The sequence below is a fragment of the Pseudomonas sp. IB20 genome, assembly GCF_009707325.1.
GTDB lineage: Bacteria > Pseudomonadota > Gammaproteobacteria > Pseudomonadales > Pseudomonadaceae > Aquipseudomonas.
On the sequence record NZ_CP046103.1, the window covers coordinates 2188989 to 2213761 of the forward strand.

20 protein-coding genes are annotated in these 24773 nt (G+C 60.1%); 10 read left to right on the forward strand and 10 right to left on the reverse strand.

The features are described from left to right. Positions 1-16 precede the first annotated feature (16 nt). Entirely contained in the window at positions 17-586 is a 570-nt protein-coding gene (locus tag GJU48_RS10230; protein WP_094953791.1) for a GNAT family N-acetyltransferase, read from the forward strand. Here the strand turns inward: GJU48_RS10230 and GJU48_RS10235 are convergent. After that, positions 566-1462 (reverse strand): LysR substrate-binding domain-containing protein, encoded by an 897-nt coding sequence (locus GJU48_RS10235; protein ID WP_155295976.1) that lies wholly within the window; start codon positions 1460-1462, stop codon positions 566-568. The genes GJU48_RS10230 and GJU48_RS10235 overlap by 21 nt on opposite strands. A gap of 145 nt (positions 1463-1607) precedes the next feature. On the opposite strand from GJU48_RS10235, the gene gspG reads away from it, so the two are divergent. Both gspG and GJU48_RS10245 read left to right on the forward strand, forming a co-directional pair. After that, positions 1608-2057: a type II secretion system major pseudopilin GspG gene (gene gspG / locus GJU48_RS10240; protein WP_094953788.1), complete on the forward strand. Its 450-nt coding sequence runs from the start codon at positions 1608-1610 to the stop codon at positions 2055-2057. Positions 2058-2146: 89 nt separating this feature from the next. Further along, positions 2147-2491 (forward strand): hypothetical protein, encoded by a 345-nt coding sequence (locus GJU48_RS10245; RefSeq protein ID WP_094953787.1) that lies wholly within the window; start codon positions 2147-2149, stop codon positions 2489-2491. A 62-nt stretch (positions 2492-2553) separates the two neighbouring features. On the opposite strand, the gene GJU48_RS10250 is transcribed toward GJU48_RS10245, so the two are convergent. Beyond that, positions 2554-2787 carry a hypothetical protein gene (locus GJU48_RS10250; RefSeq protein ID WP_094953786.1) on the reverse strand — a complete coding sequence of 78 codons (234 nt, stop codon included), beginning with the start codon at positions 2785-2787 and terminating at the stop codon, positions 2554-2556. Positions 2788-3014: 227 nt separating this feature from the next. Here GJU48_RS10250 and GJU48_RS10255 point away from each other — a divergent pair, with 227 nt between their 5' ends. Beyond that, positions 3015-3572, forward strand: a complete 558-nt coding sequence (locus GJU48_RS10255) for an NADPH-dependent FMN reductase (RefSeq protein ID WP_094953785.1) — start codon at positions 3015-3017, stop codon at positions 3570-3572. A gap of 868 nt (positions 3573-4440) precedes the next feature. Here GJU48_RS10255 and poxB read toward each other — a convergent pair. Both poxB and GJU48_RS10265 read right to left on the reverse strand, forming a co-directional pair. Then, complete coding sequence (poxB, locus tag GJU48_RS10260; RefSeq protein WP_094953390.1) at positions 4441-6165, reverse strand: ubiquinone-dependent pyruvate dehydrogenase; 1725 nt, start codon at positions 6163-6165, stop codon at positions 4441-4443. Positions 6166-6242: 77 nt separating this feature from the next. After that, complete coding sequence (locus tag GJU48_RS10265) at positions 6243-7475, reverse strand: NADH:flavin oxidoreductase/NADH oxidase family protein (RefSeq protein WP_094953389.1); 1233 nt, start codon at positions 7473-7475, stop codon at positions 6243-6245. Positions 7476-7547: 72 nt separating this feature from the next. Between GJU48_RS10265 and GJU48_RS10270 the strand changes: the two genes are divergently transcribed. Further along, positions 7548-7952, forward strand: a complete 405-nt coding sequence (locus GJU48_RS10270) for a MerR family transcriptional regulator (RefSeq protein WP_094953387.1) — start codon at positions 7548-7550, stop codon at positions 7950-7952. Between the two features lie 32 nt (positions 7953-7984). Here the strand turns inward: GJU48_RS10270 and GJU48_RS10275 are convergent, their stop codons facing one another. Together GJU48_RS10275 and GJU48_RS10280 are read right to left on the reverse strand one after the other, a co-directional pair. Then, positions 7985-8479, reverse strand: coding sequence for a DUF934 domain-containing protein (locus tag GJU48_RS10275; RefSeq protein WP_094953385.1), 495 nt, complete (start codon positions 8477-8479; stop codon positions 7985-7987). After that, on the reverse strand, positions 8463-10121 hold the full coding sequence (locus tag GJU48_RS10280; protein ID WP_094953383.1) for a nitrite/sulfite reductase: 1659 nt from the start codon (positions 10119-10121) through the stop codon (positions 8463-8465). The genes GJU48_RS10275 and GJU48_RS10280 overlap by 17 nt, the downstream gene beginning before the upstream one ends. A gap of 421 nt (positions 10122-10542) precedes the next feature. On the opposite strand from GJU48_RS10280, the gene GJU48_RS10285 reads away from it, so the two are divergent. Then, positions 10543-11610: an ABC transporter substrate-binding protein gene (locus GJU48_RS10285; RefSeq protein WP_094953381.1), complete on the forward strand. Its 1068-nt coding sequence runs from the start codon at positions 10543-10545 to the stop codon at positions 11608-11610. On the opposite strand, the gene GJU48_RS10290 is transcribed toward GJU48_RS10285, so the two are convergent. Further along, positions 11607-11825, reverse strand: a complete 219-nt coding sequence (locus GJU48_RS10290) for a DUF2970 domain-containing protein (RefSeq protein ID WP_094953380.1) — start codon at positions 11823-11825, stop codon at positions 11607-11609. The genes GJU48_RS10285 and GJU48_RS10290 overlap by 4 nt on opposite strands. Positions 11826-11948: 123 nt before the next feature. Between GJU48_RS10290 and GJU48_RS10295 the strand changes: the two genes are divergently transcribed. Further along, positions 11949-12413 carry a DUF6543 domain-containing protein gene (locus GJU48_RS10295; RefSeq protein WP_155295977.1) on the forward strand — a complete coding sequence of 155 codons (465 nt, stop codon included), beginning with the start codon at positions 11949-11951 and terminating at the stop codon, positions 12411-12413. On the opposite strand, the gene GJU48_RS10300 is transcribed toward GJU48_RS10295, so the two are convergent. Together GJU48_RS10300 and metH are read right to left on the reverse strand one after the other, a co-directional pair. Continuing rightward, on the reverse strand, positions 12407-15862 hold the full coding sequence (locus GJU48_RS10300; RefSeq protein WP_256671220.1) for a dermonecrotic toxin domain-containing protein: 3456 nt from the start codon (positions 15860-15862) through the stop codon (positions 12407-12409). The two genes, GJU48_RS10295 and GJU48_RS10300, sit on opposite strands and share 7 nt — an antisense overlap. A 260-nt stretch (positions 15863-16122) precedes the next feature. Then, positions 16123-19833, reverse strand: coding sequence for a methionine synthase (metH, locus tag GJU48_RS10305; RefSeq protein WP_094953353.1), 3711 nt, complete (start codon positions 19831-19833; stop codon positions 16123-16125). A gap of 166 nt (positions 19834-19999) precedes the next feature. Here metH and GJU48_RS10310 point away from each other — a divergent pair, with 166 nt between their 5' ends. The 3 genes from GJU48_RS10310 to nfuA all read left to right on the forward strand — a co-directional run bounded on the left by GJU48_RS10310 (position 20000) and on the right by nfuA (position 23816). Continuing rightward, positions 20000-22306 carry a fatty acid cis/trans isomerase gene (locus GJU48_RS10310; protein ID WP_094953355.1) on the forward strand — a complete coding sequence of 769 codons (2307 nt, stop codon included), beginning with the start codon at positions 20000-20002 and terminating at the stop codon, positions 22304-22306. Between the two features lie 714 nt (positions 22307-23020). After that, positions 23021-23173: a hypothetical protein gene (locus GJU48_RS10315; RefSeq protein ID WP_155295978.1), complete on the forward strand. Its 153-nt coding sequence runs from the start codon at positions 23021-23023 to the stop codon at positions 23171-23173. A 58-nt stretch (positions 23174-23231) separates the two neighbouring features. Next, on the forward strand, positions 23232-23816 hold the full coding sequence (gene nfuA / locus GJU48_RS10320; RefSeq protein WP_017136914.1) for a Fe-S biogenesis protein NfuA: 585 nt from the start codon (positions 23232-23234) through the stop codon (positions 23814-23816). A 191-nt stretch (positions 23817-24007) separates the two neighbouring features. On the opposite strand, the gene cobM is transcribed toward nfuA, so the two are convergent. Continuing rightward, the gene (cobM, locus tag GJU48_RS10325) at positions 24008-24754 is read right to left on the reverse strand and encodes a precorrin-4 C(11)-methyltransferase (RefSeq protein WP_094953356.1); all 747 of its coding nucleotides are present in this window, start codon (positions 24752-24754) and stop codon (positions 24008-24010) included. Positions 24755-24773 lie beyond the last annotated feature (19 nt).

Sequence of the window (24773 nt, forward strand, 5' to 3'; positions counted from 1 at the left end):
GTTTATGCAAGCTGTAATGAACCCGAAGTACCCGGGGCTCAGTGTGCGGGTCGCTGACGAAGGCTTTGATGCCTACGTGTGGGGCAATGATTTCAGCTTTGAAGTCAACGCCTACGGCGTGCCACAGATGGGCCAGCGCGTGGAACAATGGCCCGTGGAGCGCATCGTGCCGTATCGCAAGTGTTATGGCATCGACCCGGAAGAATTCGCCAGTTTCCGCGATGCACCGGACAGTGCGATCTTCATGGCCTATCTGGATGACCGTGCGGTGGGGCATGTTGTGGTCAGCACCAACTGGAATGGCTTTGCCCACGTCGACGAACTGGCGGTGGCCTTGCCGGCGCGGCGCCATGGTGTGGCGAAAGCGTTGCTGGACGTGGCGCAGTTCTGGAGCCGCAAGAAAAACCTGCCGGGCATGATGCTCGAAACCCAGAACAACAACCTCGGCGCGTGCCGCCTGTATGAGCGTTGCGGGTACGTGATGGGCGGGATTGATCAACTGCGTTATCGCGGGATTGATCCACAAACCCGCGAAGTGGCGATCTTTTGGTATCGGTTATTCAAGTCAGAGTTGGAAACGGCCTGAACGTCGCTGTTGGCTGACGTTTGGCGCGAGCGCGTTCAGCGCAGGCGTGGGTTCAGCGTCCTTCAACGTCAATGCGTAGAGGATGACAGGAATGGGTGGCGATAACGGGCAACTATCCAGCCCGACCTCCCGCGCGCCAAAAGCGGTGAACGGGTCGACAACCGCCAGGCCTTCCCCGGCTTCCACCATGCTGCGCATCATCTGGTAGGTCTGCACCCGCGTCTGCACCACTGGCAGTGGGCGCAGAGCGTGCAGCTTGGCGTCCAGCAGGCGGCTCAGCGGGTCATGCCCCTCAAGCCCGATCATCGACTGCCCGGCCAGGTCCTGCAGCGCGATGTACTTTTGCTTGGGTTTGAGCCAGCCATGGGGCGCGAGCAGTTGCAGTTTGCCCTCGGCCAGCACAGTGCTTTGGATTTGCGGGTGTTGCGGGTCATGCAGGCTCAGGCCCACATCGGCTTCGTGCAGGAGCAGGCTCCTGACAATTTCCCGCGTCGGTTGGCTCGACAGGTTGCACGGCGTGTCCTGGAACCGTCGACGCAGCAGCGCGATACTTTGCGGCAACAGTTGATTGGCCAGGGGCGGGGTGCACAAGGCGCGCAGTGTGGGGGCATGGTGGTGTTTCAAGCGACTGGCCAAGCGTTGTACCGGTTCCAGTGCTTCGTAGAGGTGGGCGATTTGTGCCTGCAGCTCAAGGGTTTCACGGGTTGCCTGCAAACGCCCGCGCACACTGGCAAACAGCATGAAGCCCAATTGCTGCTCGGCGTCCTTGAGGGTTGCATCCACGTCGCCCACGGGGAGTTGCAACCATTCGGCGGCCGTGCCGAGGTGTCCGGTCTGCAAGATGGCCTGAATCACTTCGATATGACGTAAACGCATCGCCGGAGTCTATGTTCAGTACGGTGGGGTTTCAATGGCTTGGGAAAAAACAGCGCGGGTCGGCTACCGTTAAGCGTGCTCGCCACTGCAACCTGCGGGTCATACAAAACGTGTAATAACTGACCAACCTTCAGGGAGCCTTGCGATGTCCGGCAATACCGCAACAATTGGCAGCGTGCACACCCAGCATGGCTTTACGCGTTGGGCGGTGCTGGTGGTGTTGGTCATTATCGGGTTGCTGGCCCTGGCGGTGGGGCCACGGCTGTTCGGCGATGTCACGCTGGCAGAAATAGCCCAGGCGAAGGCCCAGGTGAGCGAATTGGGCAGGGCGGTCGAACGGTTTCATCAAGACACCGGTCGCTACCCCACGGATGAAGAGGGATTGGAGGCATTGACCACGCGACTTGTTGGCGAGGCGAAATGGAAAGGCCCCTACGTTAACGAAGACTTGCTGAATGACCCTTGGGGCATTGCCTACCAGTACCACTACCCGCCAACCCAGCCGAACACGCCCTTCGACCTGTTTTCATTCGGCAAAGACCGCACCCTGGGCGGCGTAGGCGACAACAAGGATATTACCTACGGCGACAACTGATAGATCTGGCAATACCCATCGACCTGATTAGAATGGCTGCTCTGATCATCAGACAAACACCAATACAACAAAAACAGGTCTGGTCTCACATGCCTCTACCCTCGATCTTCTTCGGGGTAACGGCCAAGCAACTGCTGGTCTTGGTGACCGTGGGGTGCGTGGCTGCTTATCTCTTCAATACTCCCGATGAACACACGCCGGAAAACCTCGCCCTCGAGGCGTTTATCCGTTCCCAGGAACAGGTGGATGCGCAGGTGGGCGCGGTGCTGGAGATTGCGTTGGTCAGGCAGGTGGTGGCCTATCCCGCGTATGGCACGACGGGCTACAAACGTTCGTTGTATGCCGTTGAAGGAGAGCGGGGGAGGTTGATGGTGACGCTCAAGCACGTGGATGGCGGGCAGGGCGTGGAGGTGACAGAGATTCGCCGGTCTTGATCACCAGCCCAGTCAATGCCGTCAATGGCCAGGACTGAGCAGGTCGATAAGGTGAGAGCTTATTAAGCCTGGAACGTTGGGGATTCGCGGGTGATAATTTTGTCCGACTGGATCAGTCTGAATTCATCGCCTTCCATTTTTTCTACGCGATCGCCAATGGCCAGCTTGTAGGTAGTGGTGGGCGCCGAACCAGCCTGGTCGCCTTGCACCGGGTTGGATTCCTGGAACTCATGCACGGAATACACGCGTCCTTCCGCGTCTCTGGCATGGAACTGTCCGACAAGTACTGCAGCCATCTGTTTAGAACCTCTGGAGATAAACACTCGATTTGCGGTTCTGTAGACCGTCATGGAGCGGGGTAGTTTACCTATGGAAAAAAAATACTATTCGTTGATCTTTTCAGACGCTTCCTACGCAGGTGATCGCGTAGAAAACCTCTTGGGGATTATCAAAACCTGCTGGTGAACCTGCCGTGAAGACTTTATAACTACAAGCTCCTTAGTCAGACGTCGGGAAAACCTCAATGAGCAAGGTCTACACGATTGCCGTACTGGTTGGCAGCTTGAGAAAAGAGTCGATCAACCGCAAGGTCGCCCTGGCCTTGGCCGAACTGGCCCCAGCCAATCTGAAGTTGAACATTGTGGAAATTGGCGATTTGCCGCTCTACAACGAGGACCTCGACGGGGCATCACCGCCCGCAGCCTACAGTACTTTGCGCAAACAGGTGAGTTCATCCGACGCGGTGTTGTTTGTGACCCCGGAATATAACCGCTCAGTGCCGGCGGCGTTGAAGAATGCGATTGATGTGGGGTCGCGGCCTTATGGGCAAAGTGCCTGGAGTGGTAAGCCTGGGGCGGTCATCAGTGTGTCGCCGGGGGCCATTGGTGGGTTTGGTGCTAACCACCATTTGCGCCAGTCCCTGGTGTTTCTCAATGTGCCTTGTATGCAACAGCCGGAGGCTTATCTGGGTGGGGCGGGGAGTGCCTTTGATGAGGCGGGTAAATTGTCGGAGAAGACCAAGCCGTTTTTGCAGGCGTTTGTTGATGCCTATGGGGTGTGGGTGGAGAAGCAGTTGGGGTGATGGGGGGGCTTTTTTGAGTACATATCCGTTGCTGCGGTAACGGCTGCTTAGGGTTCCGCCCTTACGGCGGGTCATTTTGGAAAAGAGCCCCAAAAGTAACCAAAAGGGCTCTTGCCCCACCACTCGGCCTCGCCTAGGCTCGGGTGCCCGCACGCAGGCCAGCGTGGTTTAACGGGGCGCCTAAAATCAAGATCACAGGCCAGCGCGGCTAAACCGGCATCCCTGCCGGTTTACCCGCTCCACCGTGCCTGCGTTCGGCCATCGTGGTTAACGGGGCCTGTCAGATCAAGATCAAAATCTACAGCACGGCGGCCTAGTAGCCGACCTGAGTGGTAAGCAAAGCTTGAACTGCGTCGTGTATTTGCTCATGAAAAGCCTCAGGAGTTGGACGAGTGTCCAACTTCTGGGGCGCACTTCAGTGTGTCAGTCAGCTCATTGTAACTGACCCACCGCCTTCGCGGCAAGCCCGCTCCCACATTGATTGAGTTCAGCCAAGATCAGGTCGGCTGTCAGGCCGCCTCGGCTTTGCTTTTGATTTAACCACTCAGGTCGGCTACTAGGCCGCCGTGCTCTTGCTTTTGATCTTGATCTTGATCTTAGGCGCCCCGTTAAACCACGCTGGCCGAACGCAGGCTTTGGAGCGTGGGTAAACCGGCAGGACGCCGGTTTAGCCGCGATGGGCCAAGGATGGCCCATGGCGGCGGCCCACGGTCCAAAGCCTGCGTGAGGGCACACCGAGCCTAGCGAGGTGCCGAGTGGTGGGGCAAGAGCCCTTTGGTTACTTTGGGGCTTTTCCAAAGTGACCCGCCGTAAGGGCGGAACCCTACAGTCGGTAGTCCGCTACGGGGCTGTTCGCCGTTACTAAAACTCAGCGCAACCAGTTGGTGCGCGCCAGTTCGATCACTTCATCGCCGCGCCCGCTCATCACCGCCTTGAGCATATACAGGCTGAACCCCTTGGCCTGTTCGAGCTTGATTGTCGGCGGCATCACCAGTTCCTGAGTGGCTGTGACCACGTCGACCAGCACCGGGCCGTCATGGGCGAGGGCACGGCGTAAGGCCGGTTCGAGGTCTTCGGACTGCTCCACGCGAATGCCGAGGATGCCCATGGCGTTGGACATGGCAGCGAAATCCGGGTTTTTCAGCTCGGTACCGGTGTCCAGGTAACCGGCGGCTTTCATTTCCATGGCGACGAAACCCAGTGACGAGTTATCGAACACGATGACTTTGACTGGCAGTTTCAATTGCGCCAACGAGATGAAGTCGCCCATTAACATGGCGAAGCCACCGTCGCCGGACATCGAAATCACCTGTCGCCCAGGAAAGGCTGCCTGGGCGCCAATGGCCTGCGGCATGGCATTGGCCATCGAGCCGTGGTTGAACGAGCCGATCAGGCGGCGTTTGCCATTCATCTTTAAATAGCGCGCAGCCCACACGGTGGGTGAGCCGACGTCGGCAGTGAAGATGGCATCGTCATCCGCCAATTCGCTGAGCAACCGCGCGACGTATTGCGGGTGGATCGGCCGGTCGGGTTTCGACGGCTGCGCCAAGTCGTCCAGGCCTTGGCGGGCTTTCTCGTAATGCTTCAACGAGGTGTCGAGGAAGCTGCGATCAGCCTTGCGGGTCAGGCGTGGCAGCAGCGCGTCGAGGGTCTCGCTGACGTCGGCTGCGATGCCCAGGTCCAGCGTGGCCCGGCGCCCGAGCGCCTGCGGGTTGCGGTCGACCTGGATGATTTTCGCGTCGGTGGGGTAGAACTGGCGATAGGGGAAGTCGGTGCCGAGCATGATCAGCGTGTCGCAGTTGAGCATGGCGTGGTAACCCGAGCTGAAACCGATCAGGCCGGTCATGCCCACATCAAACGGGTTGTCCCATTCCACGTGCTCTTTACCGCGCAAGGCGTGCACCACTGGCGCGCCGAGGGCATCGGCCAGGGCTACCACTTGGTCGTGGGCACCGGCGCAGCCACTGCCGCACAGCAGGGTGACTTTCTGGCTGCTCTGCAGGATCTCGGTGAGGCGTTGCAGGTCCTGTTCCGCCGGCAAGGTGCGCGGTGCGTGCAGGGCTGGCCAAGGCTTGAGTTTGTCTTCCACTTCCAGCAACGATACGTCGCCTGGAATCACCACCACCGCCACGCCACGGTTGAGGATCGCCGAGCGCATCGCGCGGTGCAGCACCTGGGGCATCTGCTCGGGGTTGGTCACCAGCTCGATAAAGTGGCTGCACTCCTTGAACAGCTCCTGAGGATGGGTTTCCTGAAAGTAGTTCAGGCCGATCTCCGAGGACGGAATTTGCGCCGCAATCGCCAGCACCGGCACATGGTTGCGATGGCAGTCGAACAGGCCATTGATCAAGTGCAGGTTACCCGGCCCGCAGCTGCCGGCGCACACCGTCAATTCGCCGGTGGCGGCGGCTTCGGCACCGGCGGCGAACGCGGCGACCTCTTCGTGGCGCACGTGCATCCACTCGATGCTGTCCATGGTGCGCAGGGCGTCGGTCAGGCCGTTGAGGCTGTCGCCGGTCAGGCCCCAGATGCGCTTGATGCCCGCCTGTTCAAGGGTGGTCGCCAATTGCTGGGCCAGGTTGATTTTCGCCATGAAGAACTCCAATCGTCAGTGAGGTTAAAAGCTGCTGATCAGTAGAGGACAGTTCGATCACGGCGAATGCTCCGCGCTTAATGTGAAGATTGCGTCATGGCGGCGCGGTATTGGCGGGTGCGGCGGGCGAGAAACCACTGATCGCGGACCAGCGCGATGCACGGGGCCACCTTGGCGTTGGGCCGGTGGCCGCGGCTCAATTGGCGCATCTGGTAGCGCACCACGGCCAGGGTGGCGAGGGCGGCCAGGGGCTTGCGTTGCCAGTTGATGGGTTTGAGTTGCGGGTTGAGGTCGCGGCCTGCGCGCCAGTGTTTGATCAACTGCGGCTCCAGGGTCAGGGCGGTGGCGATGCCGGCCATGGCGATGCCGCTGTCGAGCACGTGTTGCACCACCGGCAGGCGCCGAATGCCGCCGGTGACCATCAGTGGCATGCTGGCGAGGGTCGCCACTTCCTGGGCAAATGCCAGAAAGTACGCTTCACGCGCCAAGGTGCGACCGTCCCGAGCTTCGCCCTGCATGGCCGGCGCTTCGTAGCTGCCGCCGGACAATTCCAGCAGGTCGATGGGCAACGGGTTGAGCATCTCGACCACGGCACGCGCATCGGCCTCTGCAAACCCGCCGCGCTGGAAGTCCGCCGAGTTGAGCTTGACCGACACGCAAAACGACGGGCTGACAGTGGCGCGTACCGCGTTAATCACCTCCAGCAGCAGGCGCGCACGGTTCTCCAGCGAACCGCCCCAGCGGTCGGTGCGTTGGTTGCTGAGCGGTGAGAGAAACTGGCTGATCAAGTAGCCGTGTGCAGCGTGGATCTGCACCCCGGTAAACCCGGCTTTCTCGGCCAGGCGTGCGCTGGTGGCGAAGCGCTCGATCACGTCTTGAATATCCGCCTCGGTCATGGCTTTGGGCTTGGCGAACATCTTCGAGAAGCCGCCCAGGTCGAGTGCTACCGCAGAGGGCGCCAAGGCTTGCTGGCGCAGGTTGGCGGGCGTCTGGCGCCCCGGGTGGCTGAGTTGCAGCCAAAAGTGCACCTGCTTGGCTCGCGCGACATCGGCCCACTCACGGAAGCTGTCCAACTGCTGCTCGTCCTCAAGCACAACGCCGCCGGGGCCGGTCATGGCGCGGCGGTCGATCATCACGTTGCCGGTCAGCAGCAAGCCAGGCTCACCCTCGGCCCAGGCCTGGTACAGCTGCTTCAATTCGCGCGACGGCGCTTGACGGGCGTCGGCCATGTTCTCTTCCATCGCCGCCTTGGCGATGCGGTTGGCGAGGACTTGGCCGTTAGGCAGTTGCAGAGCTTCAAAAGGTGACATGGGTTGACTCCTGAGCGGGGGAGGCCTCAGGCTAAGCTTAAAGTTAACTTTAATGTCAAGCGGGGCGTGGCGATGAATATTGGCGAGCTGGCAAAACAAAGTGGGCTGGCGGCATCACGCATTCGCTTTTATGAAGCTCAAGGGCTGATCAGCCAGGTGGGGCGCCAGGCCAATGGCTATCGGCGGTATGCACCGCAGGCGTTGCAAACGCTGCAACTGATTCAGAGTGCGCAGCAGGCCGGGTTTACCTTGCAGGAGCTCAAGGCGTTGATGCCGGCGCCGGGCGAGCACAAGCGCGATGAGCTGATCGAGGCGTTGGAGCGCAAGGCGCAGCAGATCGAAGTGATGCAGGCGCAGTTGGCGCACAGCAAGGCGCAATTGCTGGGGGTGATCGAGGCAGTGCGTGCGCAGCCGCAAGATCTGCCGTGTTCCATGGGCCAGAAGCAGGTGCTGGCGTCGATCAAACTCAACGCATGATTGCATGCCAGGGCTTTTTTATAGGCTGACGCTTAGCGGCGGCGGAACAGCGGCAACGGTTGATCCGTGGCCGCCTGGTACGTCACCGAGAAGTCCTTGAGGCTTTCCAAGGCTTCGTACGGGTCTTTGTCGGCGCGCAAGGCGAAGGCATCGAACCCGCAGCGGCGCAGGTAGAACAGTTGGTCGCGCAGCACGTCGCCAATCGCGCGCAGCTCGCCCTTGTAACCGTAACGGTCACGCAGCAGGCGCGCGTTGGAGTAGTTGCGACCGTCGGTGAAGGCCGGGAAGTTCAGGGCGATGACTTGGAAGTGCTGCACGTCATCACCGATTTCTTCGGCTTCTTCATCGGCGTCCAGCCACACACCCAGGCCGCCGTCGCGGGCCTTGAGCGCATGGCCGTGTTCGCGCCACAGGGCCAACGGCACGATCAGGTCGTCGCAGTTGGAAATGCCGTCGAAGCTCGCGTCCTTGGGCAGCAGGTGCCAGGTTTCATCGAGGACTTCGTTGTTCTTAATGATTCGCTGCATAGACGCGCTCCTTGAACAGGTCGATGCCGATGCGCTGGTAGGTGTCGATGAAACGCTCATCTTCGGTGCGCTGTTCGATGTACACATCGATCAGCTTGCCGATCACCTCGGGCATGGCTTCCTGGGCGAAGGACGGGCCGAGGATCTTGCCCAGGCTCGCATCGCGGCTGGCGCTGCCACCCAGGGACACTTGGTAGAATTCTTCGCCTTTCTTGTCCACGCCCAGGATGCCGATGTGGCCGACGTGGTGGTGACCACAGGCGTTCATGCAACCGGAGATGTTCAGGTCCAGCTCGCCGATGTCGAACAGGTAGTCCAGGTCGTCGAAACGGCGCTGGATCGATTCGGCAATCGGGATCGATTTGGCGTTGGCCAGGGAGCAGAAGTCGCCACCCGGGCAGCAGATGATGTCGGTCAGCAGGCCGATGTTCGGCGTGGCGAAACCGCCTTCGCGCAGCTCGCCCCACAGCGTGAACAGTTGGCTCTGCTCAACGTCCGCGAGGATGATGTTCTGCTCGTGGGAGGTACGCAGTTGGCCGAAACTGTAGCGCTCGGCCAGGTCGGCCACGCCGTCCAGCTGCTTATCGGTGATATCGCCCGGTGCTACACCCGTGGGTTTGAGCGACAGGGTCACGGCCACATAGCCTGGTTTTTTGTGCGCCAGGGTGTTGCGGGTACGCCAGCGGGCGAAACCTGGGTGCTGCTGGTCGAGGGCTGCCAACTCAGCATCCTGATTGCTCAGGGCTTTGTATTGCGGGTCGACGAAGTGCTTGGCCACACGGTGTACTTCGGCTTCGGTCAGGGTGGTCTGGCCGCCGCGCAGGTGTTCCATTTCAGCGTCGACTTTCTGGGCAAATACCTCAGGCCTCAGCGCTTTGACCAGGATCTTGATCCGGGCCTTGTATTTGTTGTCGCGACGGCCGTAGCGGTTGTAGACCCGCAGGATGGCGTCGAGGTAGCTCAACAGGTCCTGCCAGGGCAGGAATTGGTTGATGAATGCGCCAACCACCGGCGTACGACCAAGGCCGCCACCGACCAGCACACGGAAGCCCAGCTCGCCGGCCGCGTTGTGCACCGGCTCCAGCCCGATATCGTGCACTTCGATCGCCGCGCGGTCCGAGGTCGAGCCATTGATGGCGATCTTGAACTTACGTGGCAAGTAGGCGAATTCAGGGTGGAAGGTGGTCCATTGACGGACGATTTCACACCAGGGGCGCGGGTCGATCAATTCGTCGGCGGCAACCCCGGCAAATTGGTCGGTGGTCACGTTGCGCAGGCAGTTACCACTGGTCTGAATGGCGTGCATCTGCACGGTCGCCAACTCAGCCAGGATGTCCGGCACGTCCTCCAGCGCCGGCCAGTTGAACTGTACGTTCTGGCGGGTACTGATGTGGGCGTAGCCTTTGTCGAAGTCGCGGGCAATCTTGGCCATCATGCGCGTCTGGCGCGAAGTCAGTTGGCCATAGGGCACGGCAACCCGCAGCATCGGCGCAAAGCGCTGAACATAAAGGCCATTTTGCAGGCGCAGAGGGCGGAACTCTTCTTCGCTCAGCTCACCAGCCAGGTAGCGTCGGGTCTGATCACGGAACTGCTTGACGCGGTCCTCGATGATGCGCTGATCGTATTCGTCGTATACGTACATATAGGTCCTGTTCTCGGCAAATCTGCGCGCACGGCCGCGCACTCCCAACGGAGCCGGCGCACGATACCAGTTTGCGTTTATGCGCAAAAGTGATGTTTGAGTATATGCACATAACCAAAATGACTAATGAGAAGGGTTATCGCGATACCCACATTTGTCATGCGGGCAATCATGATCTTTACTGTCGTCGAGTCTTAGTGCAATCACCTATAAAACCGACAAGAGGCGATGCGATGAGCAATTCGACTAAAGCCCGTAAACCCGACAGTACCGTTGATGCCTGGGCCATTCTGTTCTTGATAATCCTGGTGGTGGGCACAGCCGTATTCTGGGTCAGCCACCAGTAAACCGCTTGATTGAGCCTCGATTCAATGTCGCATTGCCATTATCCTGTGGGTTAATGCTTAAGGCTCAAACAATCATGTTGAAGGTTCTGATTGCGTGTGTGTGGTTAGTGGGATCGGCGTACGGGGCGATGGCCCATGCGACGTCAGTGGTATTTCTCAACCCGGGCACATCCACCGAGACCTTCTGGGTCAGCTACGCGCAATTCATGCAGGCCGCTGCCAAGGACCTCGGCCTGGATTTGCGCGTGCGTTATTCCGAGCGCGACGCCCAGAACACCCTGGCCCAGGCCCGCGAAGCGCTGCAAGGCAGTGAGCGCCCCGATTACCTGGTGCTGGTGAATGAGCAATACGTCGCCCCGCAGATTTTGCGCATGGCCCAGGGCAGTGGGGTTAAGTTGCTGATCGTGAATAACGCGTTGACCCCCGACCAAGTGCAATTGCTCAATGCCCGCAGCGACGCCAACTGGGTGTGCAGCCTGGTGGCCGACGACGAGCAGGCCGGTTACCTGATGCTCACCGACCTGCTGCGCCAGCACGGGCCGGTTGCACCGGGTGAATCCCTTGACCTGCTGGCGTTTTCCGGCGCCAAGAACACCCCGGCCGCGCAACGCCGTGAACTGGGTTTGCGCCGCGCCTTGACCGAGCATCCGCAAGTGCGCCTGCGCCAGTTGGTTTACGGGGAGTGGAGCCGCCAGCGCGCCTTTGAACAAGCCTCGCAGTTGTTCAAGCGCTACCCACAGACGGCGTTGGTGTGGTCGGCCAATGATGAGATGGCCCTGGGCGCTATGCAGGCGCTGCAAGACAGCGGGCGAGTACCGGGCAAGGACGCGCTATTCAGCGCGGTCAACAGTTCGCCGGGCATATTGCGGGCCTACCTGGATGGGCGGTTGACCACGCTGGTCGCCGGGCATTTCACCTTGGGCGGCTGGGCGATGGTGCTGATTAATGATGATGCCAAGGGCGTCGACATCAGCGCCTACGGTGGGCGGGATCGGCAGGAGGCGCTGTTCCAACTGATTGATGCCAGCCAGGCGCAACGGTTGCTGGGGCCAGCGCCGCCGGTGGATTTTCGTGCGCTCTCCGCCCAAGGCAAGCCCGCGTCCTACCGTTACCCGTTCAGCCTGCAACTGCTGCTGCGCTAAACCCCGGCCAGGTGCAGCACCAGCTTGACGATGCCGAACAGCATCAGCGCAAACACTGCCGTGAACAGAATGCCCAGTACGACAAAATGGCTGGGCTTGCCATGAGTGAAGTCGCGTGCGCGATTTTTCCCGCTCTGCACGCCAAAAGCCGCCGCCATCACGCTGTGCAGCATTTGCCAGAAGGTGGGCGGCTTGTTGTCGAGTGGATCGTCCATAAAACCCTCGTCAGGATGACTGTCCTACAGAGCATAGACGCCCTGTATCTATGCACCACCGGTCTGGCGTTGAACGCTGCTGAACGGTGATGTGCTGTCACTCCATTTAACAGGAGTCACAGCATGTCCGATTTACCCCCCCGTTCCGACGCTGGCGAACCGCTGGCGGCGACCCGAAGTGTTCACGGCGATTTTCTCGAAAAAGCCGTGCCTCAATGGCTGGTCGACGCGACGCCCGCCCGCCGCTCGGCGCTTAAACGCGCCGCGCCGGTCCTGCCGAGCGGATACAAAAACGCCTCGCCCGAGCGACGCACGGCCCTCAATGCGAGCCTTAAGGCCAGCGCTATCGCTCAGGTGCAACTGGACACAAGCATGGCGACGTTCCTGGACGTCGATGCATTCGCCCGGCCGTTGCTGCTCAAGGCGTTGAAAGACCAGTACCAAGTGGAAGTCGATGTCGACAAGACCTTCCTTTGCCTGCGGCGCCCGCTGGCGGTCAGTGTGGCCGAAGTGGAAATATCGTCGTTCGAGCTTCTCAAGACTCGGATTTTTTGTGACGTTAGCGCTTACTCAAGGTGCGCCTACTGATTTTTAGCCTGCTCTTCTCCCAGCTTGAGGAACAGATCGTAATCCAGCGGCGGTTTGATCTCGGCTTTATCCAGATTGATCACGGCGCGGTTGTCTGCCTTGGCCTGATCGATCAACTCTCTACGCGTAAAGAGCTGCTCCTCTTTGGTCTTCAGGTGCCCGAAGCTGCTTTGTAATATCGGTGTATCGACGCGTAGGTAATGGAAATGTGCGTACCACAAGAGGGTTTCCTCAGGCGGTTTCTTAGCCTCAACTTTGCTTTTATCGCGCACGGTATATTCGTCGATATAGTCGCCCGTCTTGAGTAACTTGCGCCGTTTTGCCAAGTTGATATCAACAAACCCATGTCTCCACAGGTAGTCGACTTTGTAGGCTTGGGGGCGCTGCTGCAGGTAGCCTTCACTGCACATCTGACGGGCCTGCTTCTGTGTGTCGGTCGCCTCGTCGAGGTACGTCTGGATCAAGGCATAGAGGCTTTTTGCGGCGATATTGCGGTCGTGTGTATGCTTGGGATCGGTCTTGTCGGCTTCCATCAGTTCGCCTGCCTTGGCTTCGATCAGCCGCATTTGGGCATTGACGGTCTCGGCGTTTTGCCGGTACTTATCGAAGGCAATTTCCCACTCGACCATGGCTTTAGCGGTTAACCCGCGCCTTTGCTCATGGCGCACGGCGATGCTGGCTTGCAGCCCGGCAATTGTGCTCGGGGTGTTGAGCCTTATCCAATCCTCGCGCAGGGCTCTTTTGCACTTGACCCACTCGGCACGGGCAAGCTCCATGGTTTTGTTTAACCCAACTGAAGCATTCGCCAACGGCAGCATTTCCTTATTGAGGCTCTGCAACTCTCGCTTGAGCGCGGCGATCCGATCGCGGTGTTTGCGCTGCCATTTATCCAGTTTTTCCCTGGGCATACCGCCCTCCAGCCGGGCCTTGCGCTCCAGCCGCCAATGCCCTTGACCGTCGCTGGCCAGCTTGAACCCGGGGCGCAGCGGGTGCTGTGGGTCAACCAGATACACCTCGCCGAAACCCGGCACCACGCTGACCTGGAACAGCAGCCCGCCGAGGCTGGCGTGCCAGGTAGCGCCAATGCGGTACAGCCCTTTGAACGCGCCGCCTGCCTCGGGAGGCGGCAAGGCGTCGGGCCAGGGCACGTGCACATCGAGCAACGCCTTCAGCAACCGTGCGCTGGCCTTTGGGGCGGCAATCGAGCGGCTGAAATCCAAAGGCGTGTGGCCGGTGGCCGGCGGCTCGCCGGGCAGCGCCACTGCGCCCTTGCGAATCAACGGCGTGCCGGGCTGATGGGCTTGGGCCGCAGCACGCCGCCAGGGCGCCAGGCGTAGCACGGTGTCTTGGGCCGCGAGTGGCTGACGGGTTTGGGGGGTGGGTGTCGCGGCGTGCAACAACACCATGGCGGCATTGAGCAGCAGGTCAATTAGCGCCAGCTCGCGGGTGGTCGAATCGCTGCTGTCCAGGCCTGTCAGGTCCTGTTCCAGGCTGGCGACCAGTACCAGCAGCCAGCCGGCCAACATGGCCGGGCCGCGTACCAGTGGCAATACCAAGGTGTTGAACAGCAGCCAGGCGCCTTCCATCACAATGGCCCAGCGGCTTTCGCTGTTGGACACCGACTCGCGATCCGCCAGGTCCACCAGGGCCCGCGCGGTGCTGCCGAACACGTGGTTGAGCAGTTGGCCGTTGACTTGCGACTGCAACCATTCATCGGCGCCTTCATCGACGGCCAGCGTCGCCGGCGCGGGATGCTCCGGCGGGGAGAACTCATCCCCCGGCAGAAAGTGAATGATGTGCGGCTCTTTGAAGCCACCGTTATCGTAGACCGGCCGCGCCTTGTCGCTCAGCCACGCCAGCACACTGGTCTGCAACTCGCCGGGGGCGGCCAGCGCATTCAGCAAGGCTTGGCGTGTCGGGTATTGATACAAGGCCGCGCCATACAGGGGTCGATACAGCAGGTGCGGGCCGGTGTGGGCGTCCCGGGGCTCGATGATGAAAACGTTGTTGACGGTATCCGGCGCGGCACCGGTTTTGCGGCACAGGGCCAGGGGGCGCAGCACGATCTCCTGGCCGTCGACGACTCTGTCTGCTGGGGTTTCGCCCATCAAGGCTTTCACATACCGATAGCCAGTGGTGGTGACGCCGTATTGCTGCCTGATCGCATATTCCAGCGCCAGCATCGGCAGTTGGACCTTGAGTTCGCGGGCAAACAGTTGTTCCCGGCGGCGCGCGTCAACACTGTCGGACAGCAACAGGTCCTTGATCGTCTGCGGGTAGGTTGTGCCAATGTCCACCCGCTGGATCAAGCCTTGGCTGCCCAGCAGATAGGCTTCGTTCAGCCAGGCGGGAATCGTCGTGGCGCTTTTTGAAGACAGCGTCAGCGTGCCCTTTGGCTTGCCGGCGAGGTTTTTCAGGGCCAGTTCGGTCAGCGACATCCGCACATGTTCGATAATGCCCGTGGTGCCTGGATAACCAGCAGCCACGGCGAAGTCCAGTACCAGGTCATCGGGATCGTAATCCCCATGGTCGGTTTGCATCTGCTTGCGCAACGCGGCGCGGCTGAAGGCGTGGATGTTTTCGATGCCTTCGTTGAAAGAGCGTCCCTGGTTCTGTTTGATCACCTGCGCCATGTCTTGCAAATGGCGATGGTAGGCAAAGCGGTCATCGGCGCTGGCGTGTTTGAGCCACTGCGGAAGTTGCGCGTTAACCGTTTGCAAACGCTGCGGAGCGGCCTTGGGGGCGAGCGTGAACAGCAGGGCCGGATCGGTGAGTTTATCCAGCGTGCGTGCAAGCGCTTCTTCGCCTTGACCTTGAAATGACAAGGTTGCCAGGTCTTCCAGTTGCTGGTTGAGAATAAGCCCGGCTTGCTGTTCGAACACATTGCCGTCCGGTTCATTAAGCCGCCAGGTGAGGGTGTCGAACTGCAACTCAGCCTGCATCCGCGCGCCCCAGCTTTCGCCAAAGGCATCCAGTGAGGCAAACGGTGTGATTGCCCCGGCGACGCTGCACAGCAACACCTGCCTGTCGCGTATCAGCAGCAAGTCCGGCGTCAGCAGGCACACCTCCTGTGCGCCTGTCGACAGCGTGGTCTCAATGAAATATGCATACGTAGTAGGGGTGGAGCGGGGCAGGCGTTCCAGGCGCCCCGGCCAGGCGCAGGTGACCGCCAGCATGTCCCGTTGGGTATCGCTCAACGTTGAGGGGCTGCTTGCGGTTGCGCTCATTTGCCCCTGGAGAAACTCGCCGAGCCATTGCCAGCGACTGCTGCCGTGGCTGTCGGTGGCGCTCCAGAAGTCTGCCAGGTCCTGCTGGAAGTACAGGTAAAGCGAGCCAGGCAGCTCGGCGATGAGTTGCGCAACCGCCTGCATGTCGATGTCGGCCAGGCCACTGCCTGGCGCGGGCGAGAGGTAGAACGGCATTTCGCCACGGGGTCGCAGGTTCAGCAATTGCGGGTTCAGGACATGCGCAACGGCGACGTTGACCAGCAGTGGGAAGGCACCGGTGGCGGTGGGCAGTGCTTAACACCACTGAAAACAAGGTGGGGCGCGCGGCGAAATGGGCATGAATGGCCTGGCTGGGCAATGGGCTCAGGGCCGTTGGGTGTTCGGGCATGACGAAATCCTTTTTCTGTAGAGGTCCTGCACAGAAAAGCGGATTTCGTCGTCACACGTGCGGCATTGGGATACCGCAACCCTGCTCCAGGTGTTTAGTTGTCGTAACCCAGGTTCGGCGCCAGCCAGCGCTCGGTCACAGCCAGGTCCTGGGCTTTACGGGCGGTGTAGCTTGTGACCTGGTCCTTGTCGACTTTGCCCACGGCAAAGTACTGCGCCTGTGGGTGGGCGAAGTACCAGCCGCTGACTGCTGCCGCCGGGAACATCGCGTAGTGCTCGGTGAGGAACACGCCACTGCGCCCGGCCTGCATTTCGCGTGCCTCAGGGTCGAGCAGTTGGAACAGCTGGGCTTTCTCGGTGTGATCCGGGCACGCCGGGTAGCCCGGGGCAGGGCGGATGCCGCTGTATTGCTCTTTGATCAGCGCCTCGTTGTCCAGTTGCTCGTCCTTGGCGTAGCCCCAATGCTCTTTGCGCACCTGCTGGTGCAGCCATTCGGCGCAGGCTTCGGCGAGGCGGTCGGCCAGGGCCTTGACCATGATCGAGTTGTAGTCATCGCCCGCGTCCTGGTAGGCCTTGGCGACTTCTTCGGCACCGATGCCGGCGGTGGTGATGAAGCCACCGATGTAGTCGGTCACGCCGCTGTCTTTTGGCGCGACGAAGTCGGCCAGGGAGAAGTTCGGCTTGCCGTCGGTTTTGATGATTTGCTGGCGCAGGTGGTGCAGTTTGGCAATCGGCTGACCGTCTTCGCCGTAGACCTCCAGGTCATCTTCCTGCACCTGGTTGGTTGGCCAGAAACCGAACACCGCGCGGGCGCTGATAAGCTTCTCGTCGATCAGCTTCTTGAGCATTTCCTGGGCATCGGCGTACAGCGCGGTGGCGGCTTCACCGACCACTTCGTCGTCAAGGATGCGCGGGAACTTGCCGGCCAGGTCCCAGGAGATAAAGAACGGCGTCCAGTCGATGTACTCGGCCAGCACCTTGAGGTCGATATTGTCCAGCACCTTGGCACCGGTAAACGTCGGCTTGACCGGCGTGTAGGTGCTCCAGTCGAACTGCGGCTTCTTGGCGATGGCGGCGGGGTAGCTCAGGCGCTCGGTGCGCGCGCTGCGGTTCGAGGTACGCTCGCGCACGTCGATGTATTCCAAGCGGGTTTTCTCGACGAAGCCGGGCTTCAATTCCTTGGACAGCAACTGCGTGGCCACGCCCACTGCGCGCGAGGCGTCAGTCACGTAAATCACCGCGTCATTGCTGTACTTAGGCTCGATCTTCACCGCCGTGTGCGCTTTTGAGGTGGTCGCGCCACCGATCATCAACGGCAGGTGGAAGTCCTGGCGCTGCATCTCACGGGCCACGTGGACCATTTCGTCCAGCGACGGCGTGATCAGGCCGGACAGCCCGATGATGTCGCACTTCTGTTCCTTGGCCACCTGCAGGATCTTCTCCGCCGGTACCATCACGCCCAAATCGACGATGTCATAGCCGTTGCAACCGAGCACCACGCCGACAATGTTCTTGCCGATGTCGTGCACGTCACCTTTTACCGTCGCCATGAGGATCTTGCCCTTGGCTTCGGGCTTGTCGCCTTTTTCCAGCTCGATAAACGGGATCAAGTGGGCCACGGCCTGCTTCATCACCCGCGCGGATTTGACCACCTGGGGCAGGAACATTTTGCCGGCGCCAAACAGGTCGCCGACGATGTTCATGCCGGACATCAGCGGGCCTTCGATCACTTCGATTGGGCGCGCGAACGACTGCCGCGATTCTTCGGTATCTTCGACGATGTGCGTGGTGATGCCTTTGACCAGCGCATGTTCCAGGCGCTTGTTCACCGGCCAGCCGCGCCATTCTTCGGTCTCGGCTTCTTTTACGCTGCCGTCGCCCTTGTACTTGTCGGCGATGGCGAGGAGGGCGTCGGTGCCTTCCGGGGTGCGGTTGAGCACCACGTCTTCCACCGCATCGCGCAGCTCGGCCGGGATCTGGTCGTAGATCTCCAGCTGCCCGGCGTTGACGATACCCATGCTCAGGCCGTTGCGGATCGCATACAGCAGGAACACCGAGTGGATCGCCTCCCGCACCGGGTTGTTGCCCCGGAACGAGAACGACACGTTGGACACGCCACCCGAGGTCAGCGCATACGGCAGTTCGTCGCGGATGTAGGCACAGGCGTTGATAAAGTCGACGGCGTAGTTGTTGTGCTCTTCGATACCGGTGGCGACCGCGAAGATGTTCGGGTCGAAGATGATGTCTTCCGGCGGGAAGCCGACTTCATTCACCAGGATGTCGTAGGAACGTTTGCAGATCTCTTTTTTGCGCGCTTCGGTGTCGGCCTGGCCGGCTTCGTCAAAGGCCATCACCACCACGGCGGCGCCATAGCGCTTGCACAGCTTGGCGTGGTAAATGAACTGCTCGACGCCTTCCTTCATGCTGATGGAGTTGACGATGCCCTTGCCCTGGATGCATTTGAGGCCGGCCTCGATCACTTCCCACTTGGAGGAGTCGATCATGATCGGTACGCGGGAGATATCCGGTTCGCCGGCAATCAGATTGAGGAAGGTGACCATGGCCTTCTTCGAATCGAGCATGCCCTCGTCCATGTTGATGTCGATCACCTGGGCGCCGGCTTCCACCTGTTGCAGGGCGACTTCCAGGGCTTCGGTGTAGTTGTCTTCACGGATCAGGCGGGCAAAACGCGCGGAACCGGTGATGTTGGTGCGCTCGCCGACGTTGACGAACAACGAGCTGCGATCAATCGTGAACGGCTCCAGGCCCGACAGGCGGCACGCCTTGGGAATGTCCGGAATCGGGCGCGGCGCATAACCGGCAACGGCCTTGGCGATGGCTTCAATGTGGCCCGGTGTGGTGCCGCAGCAGCCGCCGACGATGTTCAAGAAGCCACTCTGGGCGAATTCTTCGATGACCTTGGCCGTTTCCGACGGCAATTCGTCGTACTCGCCGAACTCGTTGGGCAGGCCGGCGTTCGGGTGCGCGGAAACGTGGGTGTTGGCCTTGTTCGACAGCTCTTCCAGGTACGGACGCAGTTCGCTGGCACCCAAGGCGCAGTTCAGGCCCACCGACAGTGGCTTGGCGTGGCTGACCGAGTTCCAGAACGCTTCGGTGGTCTGGCCCGACAGGGTCCGGCCGGAGGCATCGGTGATGGTCCCGGAGATCATGATCGGCAGTTCGACATTCAGTTCTTCGAACACACCTTGCACGGCGAAGATCGCTGCTTTGGCGTTGAGGGTGTCGAAGATGGTTTCGATCAGGATCAGGTCGGCGCCGCCCTCGATCAGGCCTTTGGTGGCCTCGGTGTAGTTTTCCACCAGTTCATCAAAGGTCACGTTGCGGTAGCCGGGGTTGTTCACGTCCGGCGACAGCGAGCAAGTACGGCTGGTAGGGCCGAGCACGCCGGCGACGAAACGCGGCTTGGCCGGGTTTTCCAGGGTCTTGGCGTCGGCGACTTTGCGCGCCAGTCGCGCGCCTTCTACGTTCAGCTCAAAGGCCAGTTCTTCCATGCCGTAATCGGCCATGGAAATGCGCGTGGCGTTGAACGTGTTGGTTTCCAGAATGTCGGCGCCGGCATCCAGGTAGGCTTTTTCGATGCCGCCGATCACGTCCGGACGGGTGAGCACCAGCAGGTCGTTGTTGCCCTTGACGTCGCTCGGCCAGTCGGCGAAGCGTTTGCCGCGGTAGTCGTTTTCCTCAAGCTTGTAGCTCTGGATCATCGTGCCCATACCGCCGTCGAGGATCAGGATACGTTCCTTGAGGGCTTGGTGAAGGGCTTGCAGACGAGCGCTACGATCGGACATGGGACTACTCTGGTCAGGCATTTCGGAGGGGGTGAATCATAGCAAACCTGTGCCGATTTACAGCATGCCTAGGTTTTGCATGAATATCGTTCATGTTGGAGGCGGTCATGGCCCGGTAGAATCGCCGGCACTTCTCTATCGCTCGCATTGAATCGGGACCGGATACATGTCACTTCGTCTTATCGTCAGCGCCGTACTGGCCTTGATTGCCAGTACTGCCCAGGCAGACGCTTTACCGGTCAACAGCCCCGCCCCGGCGATTTCCTATACCCGTGACGTGCAGCCGATCTTCACCGAAAAGTGCGTGGCCTGCCACGCCTGCTACGACTCAGCCTGCCAGCTCAACCTGGGCAGCGCCGAGGGCGCGGCCCGTGGTGCGAGCAAAACACCGGTTTACGACGGCGAGCGCAGCCAGGCCGCGCCGACCACGCGGCTGTTCTATGACGCGTTCGGCAAACAAGCCTGGCAGCAGAAGGGCTTCTATTCGGTACTCGACGCCCAAGGCAGCCAGGCCGCCTTGATGGCGCGCATGCTGGAGTTGGGGCATAACGCGCCGCTGCAACCGAATGCCAAGCTGCCCGACGAGATCGTGCTGGGCCTGAATCGCGAGAACCTGTGCGCCATGCCCGGCGAGTTCAATGCCTACGCAGGCAGCCATCCCAAGGAAGGCATGCCGCTGGCGGTCACCGGCCTGACCGACCAGCAATACCAGACCCTGCAACGTTGGCTCGGCTCCGGTGCGCCGATTGATGAGCAAGGCCTGGCGCCCAGCGCCAAGGAAGCCTTGCAAGTGCAGCAGTGGGAAAACCTGTTCAACCAGCCCGGCGCCCGCGAAAGCCTGGTGGCGCGCTGGTTGTATGAGCATCTATACCTGGCGCACATTTACTTTGAGAACGGCGAGCCGGGGCATTTCTTCCAATGGGTACGTTCGCGCACGCCAAGCGGCCAGCCGATCGACCTGATCGCCACCCGCCGCCCCAACGATGACCCGGGCACCCAGGTGTATTACCGCCTGTGGCCGGTGCAGGGTGTGATCGTGCATAAAACCCACATCACGTACCCGTTCAGCGCGGCAAAAATGACGCGGATCAAAGCGCTGTTCTACGCCGGTGACTGGCAAGTCAACGCCTTGCCGGGCTACGGCCCCGGGCGCCGGGCCAATCCGTTCGAGACGTTCGAGGCGATTCCGGCCAAAGCGCGCTACCAATTTATGCTCGATAACGCCGAATACTTCGTGCGCACCTTTATTCGTGGGCCGGTGTGCCGTGGGCAGATTGCTACGGATGTGATTCGCGACAACTTCTGGGCCCTGTTCCAGGACCCGGACCACGACCTGTACATCACCGATGCGCGTTATCGCGGCCAGGCCACGCCATTGCTGGCGATGCCGGGGCAGAACGACGACGTGGGCAGCGTGCTCAGCCTGTGGTTGGCGTATCGCGACAAGCGCAACCAATACGAAGCCTTGCGCCGTGACAGCTACGCTGATTTGCCGCCACCGAGTTGGTCCAGCCTGTGGGCCGGTAATGACAATGCCTTGTTGAGCATTTTCCGCCACTTCGACAGCGCTTCGGTGAACAAGGGCTTGATCGGTGAGGTACCGCAGACGATGTGGCTGTTTGACTATCCGCTGCTGGAGCGCACCTATTATCAGTTGGCGGTGAACTTCGATGTGTTCGGCAACGTGTCCCATCAAGCCCAGACCCGGCTGTACTTCGACCTGATCCGCAATGGCGCCGAGCAGAACTTCCTGCGCCTGATGCCGGCGGATACTCGCGATGATTTTATGGATGATTGGTACCAGAACAGCGGCAAACTCAAGCTGTGGCTGGACTATGAAGCTATTGATGACGACAAACCGAGCGGGCTGCATTTGGATGAAAAGGATCCGAAGCGAGATTTTGCCAACCAGTTGTTGACGCGCTATGGCAACCTGAACGCTAGTCCGGATCCGATCAACCGCTGTACCGGGGCCTATTGCTCGCGCGATGGGATTGATCCAGCGTTACAGGATGCGGAGCAGGCGCTGAGCCGTCTGACGTCGCGGCCGGCGGCGGGGCTCAAGGTGATTGATCAGTTGCCTGAGGCTACGATGCTGCGGGTTGAGACGGCCAATGGTCAGCGGGTGTTTTACAGCCTGCTGCGTAATCGGGCGCACAGTAATGTGGCGTTTTTGTTGGGTGAGGCTTATCGCTATCAGCCGGGGTTGGACACGTTGACTGTCTATCCGGGCGTGCTGAGCAGTTACCCGAACTTCATGTTCAATATTCCGGCGCAGCAAGTGCCGGAGTTTGTGGCAGCGATGGAGAATGCCAAGGATGCCAAGCGGTTTGAGAAGATTGTCGACCGTTGGGGCATACGCCGCAGCCATCCGCAGTTCTGGCAGTACTTTCACGACTTGTCACAGTACATCCGCGAAACCACGCCGATGGAAGAGGGGGTTCTGGACATGAACCGGTATGAGAACCTATAAGTATTGCAGTGACTCAGTCATCTCTCTAAGCGAGTGCTGAAGCAGTCGGGTATCTATCTTGCGGGATTGGAACAGGTATTCCGATGATGCAACCAAAAGGGCTCTTGCCCCACCACTCGGTGCCTCGCCTAGGCTCGGCATGCCAGAACGAAGGCTTGAATCCGTGGGCCGCCGCCATGGGCCATCCTTGGCCCATCGCGGCTAAACCGGCGTCCTGCCGGTTTACCCACGCTCCAAAGCCTGCGTTCGGCCAGCGTGGTTTAACGGGGCGCCTCAGATCAAGATCAAAAGCAAGAGCACGGCGGCCTAGTAGCCGACCTGAGTGGTGAAGCAAAAGCAGGGCAAAAGCACAGCAGAGCAGCACACTCTCTGTCTGATGTACCGAGATCTAAATGTGGGAGCGGGCTTGCTGCGGCAACCGGTGTATTCAAGATCAAGATCAAGATCAAAAGCAAGAGCACGGCGGCCTAGTAGCCGACCTGAGTGGTTGAAGCAAAAGCAGGGCAAAAGCACAGCAAAAGCAGATCTGCTTTTCTGTGGGAGCTGGCTTGCCTGCGATGCAGACACCTCGGTCCATCAAGTACACCGAGTTGATGCCATCGCAGGCAAGCCAGCTCCCACATTAGATTGAGTTCAGTTTCAGAGATCAGTTCAGTGTATTTGATCCACACGATGGTGCTGTACGCTGGGCGATGGGCTGCGGAACACACGGGCATGGACGCCTATGCGATCCTGCCCGTTTGCATCGCAGTGACGGCATTGTGTGCATTTGCGAGCTACCAATGGCTGGAAAAGGGCAGCTATCGCGTGTTCAAGCGTTGGTTTGGCATGGATGACCCGACACGCCTTTCCCGACAAAAACACTAGGACTTTGTGCCTCTGTAATGTTTGGCGTAAACTGCCCGCAAGCCTGTGAGGAGTTTCCATGACTGCCATAACCATTACCGACGCCGCCCACGATTACCTGGCTGACCTGCTGTCCAAGCAGAACACCCCGGGTATCGGCATCCGCGTCTTCATCACCCAGCCCGGCACCCAATACGCCGAGACTTGCATCGCCTACTGCAAGCCTGGGGAAGAAAAACCTGAAGACACCGCCCTGGGGCTCAAAAGCTTCACCGCGTACATCGACAACTTCAGCGAAGCTTTCCTCGACGACGCCGTGGTCGACTACGCCACCGACCGCATGGGCGGCCAGTTGACCATCAAGGCGCCCAACGCCAAGGTGCCAAACGTCAACGCCGACAGCCCGGTCAACGAGCGCATCAACTACTACCTGCAAACCGAAATCAACCCGGGGCTGGCCAGCCACGGCGGGCAGGTCAGCTTGATCGACGTCGTGGAAGACGGTATCGCCGTACTCAAATTCGGCGGTGGCTGCCAAGGCTGCGGCCAGGCGGACGTGACCCTGCGCGAAGGCATCGAGCGCACCCTGCTTGAGCGCATTCCTGAGCTCAAGGGCGTACGTGACGTGACCGACCACACGCAGAAAGAAAACGCCTACTACTGAGTAAGGTGTTCACTGCGAACAAAAAACGGCGCCCCGTGAGCGCCGTTTTTTATGTATGTAATTCAATACTTTGCAATATATATCTAACAAAGATAATCAACTGTGTTTTATCAGGGCCGATAGAGGTGCGCGTGACCCGCGATACAATACTTTGCAATATATATCTAACAAAGATAATCAACTGTGTTTTATCAGGGCCGATAGAGGTGCGCGTGACCCGCGCGATACAGCGACGACTCGCTGAAGCTGTCGTTCGCCAGCACCCGACCCACCACAATCAGCGCCGTACGACGGAAACCCTTGGCGGCCACTTTCTCGGCAATGTCCACCAACGTACCCACCACCCAATCCTGATCCGGCCACGTCGCGCGGTGCACCACGGCAATCGGGCAATCCGCACCGTAATGCGGCAGCAGCTCAGCAACGATCTTCTCCAGATGATTAACCCCCAAGTGAATCGCCATGGTCGTGCCGTGGCGCGCCAGGCTGTCGAAATCCTCACCGGCCGGCATGCTGGTTTTATCGGCGTAGCGGGTCAGGATCACGCTTTGGGCGATATCCGGCAGGGTCAGTTCCGTCTCCAGCAATGCCGCGCAGGCCGCCACCGCCGTGACGCCTGGAATGATCTGAAAGGGGATATTCAACTCACGCAAATGACGGATTTGCTCACCAATCGCCCCATACAGGCTGGGGTCGCCGGAGTGTACGCGCGCCACATCATGGCCCTTGGCATGGGCTGCCGTGATCAAGTCGATGATTTGCTCGAGGTGCAATTCGGCGCTGTTAACCACCTGTTTCGCCTGATGGCCCTCCAATACCGCCGCCGGCACCAGCGAGCCGGCATAGATGATCACCGGGCAGCTGCGGATCAGCCGCTGGCCTTTGACGGTGATCAATTCCGGGTCGCCGGGGCCAGCGCCGATGAAGTAGACGGTCATGGGAGTTCCTGTTGAAAAT